This is a genomic window from Brevibacterium picturae (assembly GCF_030453725.1).
GTDB classification, from domain to species: domain Bacteria; phylum Actinomycetota; class Actinomycetes; order Actinomycetales; family Brevibacteriaceae; genus Brevibacterium; species Brevibacterium sandarakinum_A.
Map to the genome: position 1 here is coordinate 1 of NZ_JAKDJU010000096.1, position 11,613 is coordinate 11,613.

Annotated in this window: 13 protein-coding genes; 7 read left to right on the forward strand and 6 right to left on the reverse strand. The window is 64.8% G+C overall.

Features of this window, described 5'->3' with window-relative positions; all coding sequences use genetic code 11:
* The 3 genes from L0G76_RS10360 to L0G76_RS10370 form a co-directional block, all read right to left on the reverse strand.
* The coding region (locus tag L0G76_RS10360; RefSeq protein WP_487247004.1) for a calcium:cation antiporter at positions 1-587 on the reverse strand (587 nt) is incomplete at its 3' end.
* A 163-nt stretch (positions 588-750) separates the two neighbouring features.
* Complete coding sequence (mdlC, locus tag L0G76_RS10365; RefSeq protein WP_304357166.1) at positions 751-2,358, reverse strand: benzoylformate decarboxylase; 1,608 nt, start codon at positions 2,356-2,358, stop codon at positions 751-753.
* A gap of 41 nt (positions 2,359-2,399) precedes the next feature.
* Positions 2,400-2,750 carry an ArsR/SmtB family transcription factor gene (locus L0G76_RS10370; RefSeq protein ID WP_304357167.1) on the reverse strand — a complete coding sequence of 117 codons (351 nt, stop codon included), beginning with the start codon at positions 2,748-2,750 and terminating at the stop codon, positions 2,400-2,402.
* 158 nt (positions 2,751-2,908) lie between these two features.
* Here L0G76_RS10370 and arsB point away from each other — a divergent pair, with 158 nt between their 5' ends.
* From arsB to L0G76_RS10390, 4 genes are read left to right on the forward strand one after another with little or no spacing between them, the layout of a single operon-like run.
* Positions 2,909-4,021, forward strand: a complete 1,113-nt coding sequence (arsB, locus tag L0G76_RS10375) for an ACR3 family arsenite efflux transporter (RefSeq protein WP_304357168.1) — start codon at positions 2,909-2,911, stop codon at positions 4,019-4,021.
* Complete coding sequence (locus L0G76_RS10380; protein ID WP_304357169.1) at positions 4,018-4,473, forward strand: arsenate reductase ArsC; 456 nt, start codon at positions 4,018-4,020, stop codon at positions 4,471-4,473. Before arsB ends, L0G76_RS10380 begins: the two co-directional genes overlap by 4 nt.
* A complete protein-coding gene (locus tag L0G76_RS10385; RefSeq protein WP_304357170.1) occupies positions 4,470-5,930 on the forward strand; it encodes an NAD(P)/FAD-dependent oxidoreductase in 1,461 nt (486 codons plus the stop codon). The genes L0G76_RS10380 and L0G76_RS10385 overlap by 4 nt, the downstream gene beginning before the upstream one ends.
* Positions 5,930-6,340 (forward strand): arsenate-mycothiol transferase ArsC, encoded by a 411-nt coding sequence (locus L0G76_RS10390; protein ID WP_096159636.1) that lies wholly within the window; start codon positions 5,930-5,932, stop codon positions 6,338-6,340. Before L0G76_RS10385 ends, L0G76_RS10390 begins: the two co-directional genes overlap by 1 nt.
* A gap of 68 nt (positions 6,341-6,408) precedes the next feature.
* Here L0G76_RS10390 and L0G76_RS10395 read toward each other — a convergent pair whose 3' ends face one another.
* Both L0G76_RS10395 and L0G76_RS10400 read right to left on the reverse strand, forming a co-directional pair.
* Positions 6,409-7,176: an MBL fold metallo-hydrolase gene (locus tag L0G76_RS10395; RefSeq protein ID WP_096159634.1), complete on the reverse strand. Its 768-nt coding sequence runs from the start codon at positions 7,174-7,176 to the stop codon at positions 6,409-6,411.
* A gap of 26 nt (positions 7,177-7,202) precedes the next feature.
* Complete coding sequence (locus tag L0G76_RS10400) at positions 7,203-7,841, reverse strand: isochorismatase family protein (protein ID WP_096159633.1); 639 nt, start codon at positions 7,839-7,841, stop codon at positions 7,203-7,205.
* Between the two features lie 139 nt (positions 7,842-7,980).
* Between L0G76_RS10400 and L0G76_RS10405 the strand changes: the two genes are divergently transcribed.
* Complete coding sequence (locus L0G76_RS10405) at positions 7,981-8,964, forward strand: GlxA family transcriptional regulator (protein ID WP_304357171.1); 984 nt, start codon at positions 7,981-7,983, stop codon at positions 8,962-8,964.
* Between the two features lie 19 nt (positions 8,965-8,983).
* On the opposite strand, the gene L0G76_RS10410 is transcribed toward L0G76_RS10405, so the two are convergent.
* Positions 8,984-9,598 (reverse strand): TetR family transcriptional regulator C-terminal domain-containing protein, encoded by a 615-nt coding sequence (locus tag L0G76_RS10410; protein WP_096159629.1) that lies wholly within the window; start codon positions 9,596-9,598, stop codon positions 8,984-8,986.
* A 112-nt stretch (positions 9,599-9,710) separates the two neighbouring features.
* On the opposite strand from L0G76_RS10410, the gene L0G76_RS10415 reads away from it, so the two are divergent.
* On the forward strand, positions 9,711-10,418 hold the full coding sequence (locus L0G76_RS10415) for a hypothetical protein (RefSeq protein WP_096159627.1): 708 nt from the start codon (positions 9,711-9,713) through the stop codon (positions 10,416-10,418).
* Between the two features lie 114 nt (positions 10,419-10,532).
* Positions 10,533-11,510: a CPBP family intramembrane glutamic endopeptidase gene (locus L0G76_RS10420; RefSeq protein WP_304357172.1), complete on the forward strand. Its 978-nt coding sequence runs from the start codon at positions 10,533-10,535 to the stop codon at positions 11,508-11,510.
* Positions 11,511-11,613: the final 103 nt, after the last annotated feature.

Here is an 11,613-nt window from a genome sequence, read left to right on the forward strand (position 1 = left end):
CCCATCTGGCGGTAGAGGAAGAAGGCGTAGATGCCGATCGTGAGCACGATGATCGGGATCTCCTGCCATTCCTCGTAGCTGCCGTTCGTGCCGATGAGGGCCGGCAATGCGAAGGCGAGGGCCGCGAGGACGATGATGAGGGACAGGTACGTCGAGACGCCCGTGCGATTGTGGGCGAGGCGCCCGTGTCGCAGCCCTGCCACCAGCAGACACAGTCCGATGACGGCATTGAGGATGATCATCGACACGGCCATGACGGAGTCGCGGGCGATCGTCGCGTGCTCGCCGGGGCCTAAGAGGACGGCGGCGATGAGCACCACCTCGATGAGCACGATGGAGAGCGTGAGGACGAGCGAACCGTAGGGATCGCCGAGGCGGCGGGCCAGGTGCTCGGCTTCGTTGACGACGCCGAAGGCGCAGACGAGGATGACGCCGACGATGATGATCAGTGCTGTCACCAGGAGTGGAGCGGGGACTGGTGGGGCCAGCAGTGGGCCGGCGAAGAGAAGCGCGGCGAAGGCACCCCAGCCGAGTGCCAGGCGAACGATGGCAGACGGAGTGAGAATGCTGCGTAGGGCGGCAGTCATGACGGACATTCCTGTTCTTCGAGGCCGTCCTCATCGTGACTGATTGCGTTCGGGTCGTCCCGACCGTTTCTTGCGGCTGTTGCTCACTTCTCAGGATATCGAGATCGCTGCACGAGGGGCAAACACGTCGGCTTTCCGTCGGCTCGGAGCCCTCACCCCATCATCACGAGACGATCGAAGCATCGATGAGCACCGGGCCCGACGCCTCGAGTGCCTCCCGATAGGCGGCGGCGAACTCGGCGCGGGTGGACGTCTGCTTCGCCGGGACCCCGTAGCCGTGGGCCAGGGAGACGAAGTCGATGCCGCCCAGGGCCAGCCCGGGGACTTTGGGCACGCCCATGCGCTGGGCAAAGCCTGCCAGGGCGCCGTAGCCGGAGTTGTTGATAATGACGAACACGGTCCGCGTCTGCAGCTGGGCGGCCGTGTACAGGGCGGTGATGCCGTAGTTGGCCGAGCCGTCACCGACGGTGGCGACAATGGTCTTCTCCGGTGCTCCGATCGACATTCCGACGGCGACAGGCAGCCCGAAGCCCAGACCGCCGGACGCGGGGAAGCTGTACATGCCGGGTCGGTCGATGGCGACACGCTCAAGGTAGTCGAGGTCCAAGGTGGTGGTCTCATTGACATAGGACACGGAGTCATTGACCTGCTCGTTGAGCACCTCGAGTACCTCTGCGCCGGTCATCCCCTCCGCCGAGGTGGCCGCGGGGCTCATGATCCGTGAGCCACGTTCGCCGCGTCGGGTGCCGCGATCGGTGATCTGTTCGGCGAGAGTCACGGCGGTGCTGGCGATATCGGTGATGAGTGCCTTGCCGAATGGTGCCCGGGTGGCCTCGCGTGGGTCCTGGGTGATCTGGATGACCTCGGTGCCGGGAGTCAGGTAGTTCGATGGTTCCCACCGGTGATATCTGAACACTGCGGCACCCAGCACCAGGACGACGTCATGGTCGGCCAGTTGGTCACGCACCGACTTGATCCCGGGAACCAGGACACCTGCGAAGTTCGGGTGGGTCGTCGGGAAGGGGCAGCGGGTGGGCGACGGCGCGACATACACGGAAGCGTCGAGCTTTTCCGCCAGCGACATCACCGCTTCGGAGACGCTGGGATCAGTGACAGCAGCGGCATCCACCTGAGGGCCGACCACGAGGGCGGGACGCTTCGCCCCATCAAGAGAGGCGAGCAGTTCCCGCTGCTGCTGCGGATCGAGACCTCGCCCGGTCGACACCGTTCGTGTCGTCAGCAGGTCATCGTCGTCGAGAGCCACCTCGTCCCAGTCGTCCAAGGGAACCGACACATAGACGGGTCCGCTGGGTTGGGTAGTTGCCTCGAAGGCGGCTTGGGACAGAGTCCGGGGAACGTCTGTGGCCGACAGCGGCTCATGGGAGTACTTCACCAGCGGCGTCGGCAGGGTGGCGGCGTCCGGATTGGCCAACATGGCTTCCTGGCCCACCGTTCGGCGAACCTGCTGTCCGGCCAGGACGACCAGCGGAACATGGCCGTAATGGGCGTTGGTCAGCGCCCCCATCCCGTTGCCGGACCCGGACGCGGTATGCAGGTTGACCAGGACCGGACGTCCCGTGACGCGCGAGAAGCCCTCGGCCATACCGACGACGACCTGCTCATGCAGGCCGAGGACGAAGCGGAAGTCGTCGCCGAGTCCTGCCAGGAACGGCAGCTCGTTCGATCCCGGATTGCCGAAGATCGTCGTCATTCCATGGGTGCGGAAGACATCCAGACTTGCCTGAAGGACGGTCTTGCCAGTCGCAGTCATTGACCTCACTGCTTTCTTCGGGGAGTGGTTCGTGTTGCATCTTACGCAGGCGACAGGAACGCCGCGATGCGCTCCAGGGTCTCTGCCGCCAGCGAGTAGTAGGACCAGATTCCTCGCTTCTCGCGGTGGAGGACACCGGCATCGACGAGGATCTTCAGATGGTGTGAGACTGTGGGCTGGCCCAGGCCGACCGGATCGATGAGATCGCAGGCGCAGGCCTCATTGCCCTCGTGGGCGGCGACCAAGGAAACCAGGCGCAGTCGTGTCGGGTCGGCGAGTGCCTTGAGGATCCGGGCGAAGTCCTGTGCTTCGGCCAAATCCAGAGGTTCGGCGGTCAGGGGAGTGCAGCAGGCCGCCGAGGCGGGTGCGGGCAATGTCTGTTCAACAGTCACCTGTCCATTATGCCCATATATTGACAGTTGTCGATATGTGGTGGTTGGATTCATATCGATAACCATCGATGTTTGTGGCCGGTCGACTTCTGTCCTGAGCAGAGTCACCTGTCATGAGCGAAGACACCAGTCGTGAGCAGAATCGTCCGAGGAGTTCGATGAGCACCCCAGCCACCGCCACCAATGAACCGGCCCAGGTCAAACTGTCGACCCTCGACCGCTTCCTGCCGGTGTGGATCATCGCAGCGATGATTCTCGGGCTGCTGCTCGGCCGACTCGTGCCCGGACTCGCAGCCGCACTCGATTCGGTGAAGGTCGCCGATGTGTCCCTGCCGATTGCCCTGGGGCTGTTGGTGATGATGTACCCGGTGCTGGCCAAGGTCCGCTACAACGAGACCGGTCGGGTGCTTGCCGACAAGAAGCTGATGATCACGTCTCTGGTCATCAACTGGTTGGCCGCGCCTGCCTTCATGTTCGCCCTCGCCTGGATCTTCCTGCCCGATCTGCCGGAGTACAGGACGGGGCTGATCATCGTCGGCCTCGCCCGGTGCATCGCGATGGTCTTCATCTGGAACGACCTCGCCTGCGGAGACCGTGAAGCCGCAGCCGTCCTCGTGGCGATCAACTCGGTCTTCCAGGTCCTCGCCTTCGGTCTCCTCGGCTGGTTCTACCTGCAATGGCTGCCGAACCTCCTCGGACTGCCGACGACGAGCGGCGAATTCTCCTTCTGGGCGATCACGCTGAGCGTCCTCGTCTTCCTCGGCATCCCACTGCTGGCCGGCTTCCTCACCCGCACCATCGGCGAGAAGACGAAGGGGCGGACCTGGTACGAAGACCGGTTCCTGCCCGCAATCGGACCATTCGCTCTCTACGGGCTGCTGTTCACCATCGTCCTGCTCTTCGCCTTCCAGGGAGATGAGATCACCTCGAACCCCTTGGACGTCGCGCGCATCGCCCTGCCGCTGCTCATCTACTTCATCATTGTCTTCGCCGCCGGCATGATCGTGGGGCGTGCCCTGAAGCTGGGATATGAGAAGACGACCACGCTGGCGTTCACCGCCGCAGGCAACAACTTCGAACTCGCCATCGCCGTGGCCATCGGCACCTACGGAGTCGCCTCCGGGCAGGCCCTGGCTGGTGTCGTCGGCCCCCTCATCGAGGTCCCCATCCTCGTCGCCCTCGTCTACGTGGCACTGTGGTCACGACGTCGATTCTTCCGTGAACACGCCGGAGGCCAGATGGCCCCGAACCGACAGGAGTCGCACTCATGACATCAACCGCGCCGAAGCCCAGCGTGCTCTTCGTCTGTGTGCACAACGCCGGGCGGTCGCAGATGGCCGCAGGGTTCCTCCGAGAGCTCGGTGCCGATCGAGTCGAGGTCCGCTCCGCGGGCAGCGAACCGGCCCACATGCTCAACCCCACCGCCGCCGAGGCGATGGCTGAGGTGGGAATAGACATCACCGACCAGCAGCCAAAGATCCTCACCCCGGATACCGTGAAGACTTCGGATGTGGTGATCACCATGGGGTGCGGCGACGCCTGCCCCATCTTCCCCGGCAAACGCTACGAGGACTGGGGCCTCGACGATCCGGCAGGCCAGGGAATCGAGGCCGTTCGCACCATCCGCGACGACATCCGCTCCCGCATCGAGGCGCTGCTGGCCAGCCTGTCCATTGCTGTCGATTCCAACGCTTCCACGATTTCCACTAAGGACGCCTCATGACTGAGTTCACGCCATTGTCCGAACTTCCGGTTGCCATCATCGGTGCCGGCCCGGTCGGCCTGGCCGCCGCCGCGCATGTCATCGCTCGCGATATGAAGCCACTCGTCTTCGAAGCCGGTGCGACACCAGCCGCAGCAGTCAGCGAGTGGGGTCACATCGGACTCTTCTCGCCCTGGAAATACAACATCGATCAGGCAGCCCGGGACCTGCTCGAGCCGACGGGCTGGGTGGAACCCGAAGCAGACTACCTGCCCACAGGGGACGAACTCGTCGCGAACTACCTTGCACCGCTGGCGGCAACCGAGCCGCTGCGGGAGACCATCCGCACTCGAACACGCGTCATCGCTGTCAGCCGTGTCGGCAAAGACCGCACACGTACCCCGGGCCGCAGTGACGCTCCTTTTCTCGTCCGCACCCAGAACTCGCAAGGGCAGGTCGAAGACCACCGGGTTCGCACCGTCATCGACACCTCCGGCACCTGGGAGAGCCCGAACCCTCTGGGGCAGGCAGGACTGCCGGCCCTCGGCGAAACAGCGGCTCGCGAGGCCGGACTCGTCACGTCGCCGCTGCCCGACGTCCTCGGCCGAGACCGGGCACAGTTCGCCGGCCGTCACACACTCGTCGTCGGCGCCGGGCATTCGGCAGCCAACACTCTGCTGGCGCTGGGACATCTGCGCGAAGCCGACCCGGCCACCCGCATCAGCTGGGCCATCCGCGGCTCCGACCCTGCCAGCGTCTACGGCGGCGGAGACCAAGACGGACTCCCGGCCCGCGGAGCACTCGGCACCCGACTGCGCAACCTCGTCGAGGCCGGAGACATCGAGGTACACACCTCGGTGACCATCACGGACCTGACTCCCACTTCGGACAAACTCGCCGTCACCGGCACGACTCCAGAAGGGTCAGTTTCTCTCGACGTCGACCGCGTGGTTCCGACCACAGGCTTCCGGCCGAACCTCGATTTCCTCCGCGAAATCCGTCTCGATCTCGATCCCGTCGTCGAGGCACCCACCGGACTGGGACCACTCATCGATCCCGAGCATCACAGCTGCGGCACAGTCGCTCCCCATGGCGCTCGCCTCCTGGCTCACCCGGAGAAGGACTTCTACATTGCGGGCATGAAGTCATATGGGCGCGCGCCCACGTTCCTCATGGCCACCGGCTATGAACAGATCCGCTCGATCGTTGCCGCCATCGCCGGTGACCGGGCCGCTGCGGACAGGGTCGAACTCGTCCTCCCCGAGACGGGGGTCTGCGCGGCCGACATCGGCTCCTCGTGCGAAACAACGACAGCCACTGCGCCGACAGCCGATAGCGCCGTGTGCTGTGAGCCTGCCTCTGCTGCAGAGCCGGCGCCCGCGGCAGACGACACCGGCTGCTGTGCGCCGGCGGAGCCCGTCACGCTGGGCATTCCCACCGGACTGGAACACGGACGCAGCGAACACCAGGAGGCTTGATGAACACACCGCCCCGCGTCCTCTTCGTCTGTGTGAAGAACGGCGGAAAGTCGCAGATGGCCGCCGGTCTCATGCGTGACATTGCCGGAGATTCGGTCGACGTCCGCTCCGGCGGCACAACGCCCGGAGCCGCGCTCAATCAGCTCTCGGTGCAGTCACTTGCCGAGTGGAACATCGACATCAGTGAGGGGAGCCCGAAACCGATCACCGAGGCAGACCTGGAAGGTGCCGACCTCGTCGTCACTCTGGGTCGCGAGGCGAAGGTCCACGCGCCGGAGGGCACCGCTGTCGAGAACTGGGACACCGATGAACCCTCCGGGCGCGGGATCGAGGGAATCGAGCGCATGCGCATGGTGCGCGACGACATCAACGATCGCGTCAGGGACCTTCTCAGCCGATTGACCTCATAATCGGACTGATTCGGCTTCGAGGGCAGGCAGTCGGATTCGAGGGCGGGGCCCTACGAATTCCCAAATGTTCAGAACAGCAGAGTCTCGCCGTCTTCTGGCACAACTACTCGTTCGGAGATGGCATGTGCCGCCGCTGCCGCGCGGACATCTTCGCGTGTGGCGGGGCAATGGTTCAGCGCTTCCAGATGGGAGGCCACGATCTTCGCCTGCGGGGCGAGTCCTGCCACCTCCACGACGTCCTCGGGTCCCATGATGATGGGGCCCAACGTTGACGGAACCGCTTCGCCCGTATTGAGGACGACGACATCGGGAGCAACCTGATCGAGGTTCTTCCGGACCTCATCGGTCAGGATCGTGTCGCCGGCGATGTAGACGAGGGGGTCGTCTCCATGCCGCAGGATCACACCCATGACCTCCCCGACCTCGGGCATCGCCTCGAGGATCTCGTCGGAGCCGTGCTGCCCACCTGCGCGGGTGAATTCGACTCCGCCGATCACCGTGGTGGTCTCGAGGATCCGCACATCGGTGAATCCCTCGCCGGAGATCAACGCGGCATCCTCGGCGTGCTGGGCGAGCACGGGTGTGTGGCGCGGCAGGAGAGCCGCGGCCGCAGGGTCCCAGTGGTCAGCGTGAGTATGCGTGACCACGATGGCGTCTGGTGTGAGAAGCTCCTCGAGTGGAACGACGAGGTCGACCAGCGGGTTGCGACTGGTGTCCCCCGTTGCGCAGGGGAACGGGGGCATCGATCCTTTGGCTCCGAGCATCGGGTCGATGAGGACCGTGGCGTCCTCGTACTCCATCACCATTGTGGCGTTGCGCACCTGCGTCATCTTCATTGGTGTATTCGCCCTTTCGGTCTGGATCAGTTCTGCCCTGCCTTCTGTGCACCGGTGACCGCCGAGCTGCCCAGGTCTCCCTTGGGCAGGGGCTCCTGAGAAGCCAACGACTGGGTCCAAGCCTCCGTGGAGGCGACGGAGGCCCAGTTCGAATGCAGGACGGCCATGATTGTGGTGTGGATGGTCTTCGCATCGGCGAAGCCCGCATCATTGGCGATGCTGATCGCGCCGGTCGCATCGGAGAGCACCTCGGTCGTGAGACCAAGGGTTTCGCCCTCTGCCGACGAGGCGAGGATGCAGTTATTGGTCATGTACCCGACGAGGGTGACGGTGTCGACGCCCTTCTCACGCAGCCACGGTTCCAGGTCGGTGTCCGCGTAGACGGAGCCGTACTTCTTGACCACAGACTTCCAGGACTCGGCTTTCCGGCTCTCGACTTCGGGGTGCAGTGCGAATCCGGGTTCGTTCGGATTGAAGACCGGGGCTTCGGTGCCCATCGTGTGCTGGATGACGGCGACCGGGATGTCGGCGGCAACTGCGGCATCGATGGCCGCAGTGATCTTCGGCAGCGACTGATCATGGCCCGGGTACTGGATCTCCAGCGGGCCGTCGAAATACTGCTGCTGGACATCGACGAGGACAAGGGCACGGCGAGCGGTAGACATATCGGTTCTCCAAGGTGTCGAGAGTGAGGATGTGGCGCGTGTCTGCGTCACATCTCCAGTGTGCGAGTGGCGACCGAGCACTACCAGTAGCACAAATGCTCATCTACGATGGAATTACGCCAATCCGGAGGAGCCCGCCGTGCGCATCGCCATCTACGCCTTCACCGGCATCACCATGTTCCATCTGTCCGTGCCGCAGATGGTCTTCAACGAGGTCGCCCGCCAGGGCCTCGCGCCGTGGGAAACCGTTCTGTTCTCCGACGATGCCGACCCGATCACGACGGCGGAGGGGTATCAGATCACCGGAGTGAGCGGACCGGAAACGGCATCCGACGCCGAGGTTGTCGTCGTTCCGTCCTGGTACGACGATGGTCGCCCGGCTGGGCAGCCCCTGCGACAGCTGCTCGTTGACAGCCATGACCGGGGTGCGAGCATCGCCGGCCTCTGCCTGGGCACGTTCCCCATCGCAGATTCGGGTCTGCTTGCCGGCCGCAAGGCGGTGACGCACTGGCAGGGCTTCGACCAGCTCACCCAGCGACATCCGGACCTGGAGATCGACGATTCCGTCCTCTACATCGATCACGGCGATGTCATCACCTCGGCGGGCACCGCCTCGGCGCTGGATGCCTGCCTTCATATGGTCCGGACCCGTCTGGGGGCCGCGGCCGCGAACCAGGTCGCGCGCAGCCTGGTGATCGCGCCCCACCGCGATGGAGGCCAGGCGCAGTACATCCAGCGTCCCTTGCCGGAACATTCCGAGGACGATCCGATTTCCCGGGCCCTCGACTGGGCCGTGCACCACCTCGGCGAATCCCTGTCGGTCGAGCGTCTGGCTGCCGTCGCGCATATGAGTGTGCGCACCTTCATCCGCGCGTTTCGTAATTCGACGGGGGCCACGCCCGCATCATGGGTGCGAACGCGTCGCCTCGACGAGGCCAGGAGGGCGCTGGAAACCACGAGCAGATCCATCGATCAGATTGCTGCCGACTGCGGCTTCGGCAGTGTGGTGACCCTGCGGCAGAACTTCGCTGCCGCATTCCAGACCACGCCTTCGGCCTATCGCCGCCGATTCGAAGCGAGTGAAGCAACTGGTGACCGAGACGTCTCGCCGACCGTGACCTAGGTCTGTCTCCTTTGACCGCTCACTCGACGGCTTCATCGGAAGACGGGTAGGCATCGCGCAGACGGTGCATGGTCGCCGACACTGCGGCGCGGACCTCTTCCTCCCGCAGTGGGGCGGATGACAGCGCCGAATTGAACGAGAACCCCTCGATCAAGGTGAACAGCAGGAGCGCTTCACGACGCAGTGCCTCCTCGTCGATCGTGCGGCCGGCCAATGCTTGACGCAGCAGAGCGTGGATCGCTTCGGTGCCCGCGAGTGAGGCTGCGGCGATGTCGGCTGCGAGCTCCGGATCGGTGCGCGCCATGACCCGGTATTCGACAAGCGCGGTGTTCTCCTTGCGCTCCTGCTCGCTGGTGGGTGCGGCGAAGACGATGGCGTCCGTGATCCGCGCTTCCGGATCGTCGGAGAGTCCCACGTCGCGGCGCACGACGCGCTGGATCAGGATTCCCAAGGTGAAGCGCATGACCTCGCGGAGGTTGTCGCTGAAATAGTGCCGGATGCTCCCGATGGCCAGGCCGGTGCGAGCGGCGATGCGCGCGAGGGTGACCGAGCGAAGCCCGTGCGCGTTGATCTCCTCGATCACGGCGTCGGCGATCTGCTCCCGGCGGATATCCGGGTCGACTCTTTGGACCATGCGCCCACTCTAGCGCATCTAGCATCTTCATGCTATTGTTGTGTAGCATGAGCATGCTAAAGAAATTCTGCGTCGATGATCTCTCTTTTCACGACATTGGACGGTGCGAGACGTGAGCGACGAGCACGACCCCTGGGAAGGCGCGGCGCGGAAGGATCCGTATGGCAGCGGTCGGATCGACGGTTTCGAGGGGCTCGATGGCAATGAAGGGGACTGGTTGACACCCGTTCCAGTGCGTGGTTCGCCTTTACCGGCATTCCGCCCGTCCCTCTCGTTGCAGCGCACGCGTTTCACGATCGACCTTCACGACGCGTCGACCGCGACGGTCGATGTCGATCACCTGTCGGGCCGGGCCTCTCTCTACAGGGACGACCGGCACGTGCAGAGCTCCGACATGCCGGTCCGATTCCCCCTCGGACCGGACCGGATCGAGGTCGCCGCGAGCAGGTACGGCATGCAGCGGATCCATCTGATCCGCGCCGACGGCAGCCAGAGACGTCTCGATCCCGCGCCAGGGACGCCCGAGCACTGGCGCGCCCAGCTCTCCCGCCGCCACCCCGGGGTCGGGCGTGGCCTGGCCGTCGGTGCAGTCATCGTGCTGACGATCAACCTGATCCTGCTCGCCCCACAGCTGCTCGAGCTGGTCACCCATCTGTCGCTCTGGGCTGATCGCTTCGCCCCGTTCGCCTCTCCCATTGATTTGCCGGCAGGGGTGAACATAGCGCTCACCCTCACCGCCGGACTCGCGGGGATCGAACGAGCACTCACCTTCCGCCATCACCGGCTGCTGGACGTTGAGGCCGACGGAATCGAGGCCTGACCCCGTCCCGCCGCAGCCGGTCACGGGTGAGCTCTTTCAAAAGCTTCCGTGATCTCCAGGAGAAAACACCCACCATCTCGGACGGCGGATGCTGTCCGCGTCGAAAAGGAATGTATGCGAATCCACGACTGTCACGCGAACCTCTCTAGAGATCCTGCCCTGCCATCGGGACCGACCGAATACCACCAGTTCCTGCGCACCCCTGGTTACCGGTGGTGGAAGGCTGTTCTGGCGATCGTGCTGATCCCCGTTGCCTATGTCGTCAGCACCTTCACGCTCACGTGGGGACTGACCGCCGTCTCGGGGTCGTTGGGCCTGGGCCTGGTGCCACCGGAGACGCCGGGTGACGGAGTGGTGGCGATGAGCCCGGCCCGGCTGCTCGCCAGTAACCTTGCCATCGGATTGCTGATCCCGATCTCTCTCGGCCTGCAACGGCTGCTGTTCGGTCAACCCGGACGCTGGATGCACTCGGTGCACGGCCGCTTCCGGTGGAAGCTGGCACTGAACCTAGCCGGCGTGCTGGTGCCGGTGTGGATCGTGTACGGCATCGTCTGGACGCTGATGAACCCCGAGGCGGCCGGGGTGAGCGGGCCGTCGGCCACGCTGGCCAGCACGATTGTCCTGTTCGTGATCGGGCTTCTGACCAGCCCGCTGCAGGGGGCCGGCGAGGAGTACGCCGCGCGCGGCCTATTGGCACGCAGCTTCGGCTCATTCACCACGCAGCGCACGGTCTCGCTGCTGGTGGCCCTGCTCGCGCCAAACCTGATGTTCACCGTCGTGCACGGACTGGCAGACCCGTTGATGGTCGTCTACACCTTCTCGGTCGGGCTGGCCTGTGCGGTGATCACCTGGCGCACCGGGGGGATCGAGGGGGCCGTTGTGCTGCACGCGGTCAACAACGCCATCCTGCTCATGGTCGCCTCTTTCTTCTCCAGCGAGATCACCATCGACCGCAGCTCCGGGCACGGCGAAGTGATGTGGCCGGGAACACTCCTGATGCTGCTGACCGCCGCGGGGGTGTGGCTGTGGGCGCGACGCCGGGATGTGGCCCGCTCTGCCGACCCGAACTCCGGCCACCCGACGAACGATTGACTTCCGGGTGCGCTCGTGGGCTCTGCCTGCGCGAGGCCGCGCAGGCTCTTGCCGGTGTTGGACGGTAGAAGTGGCTCGATTCGTTTCCACTGTTCCTCAGCAA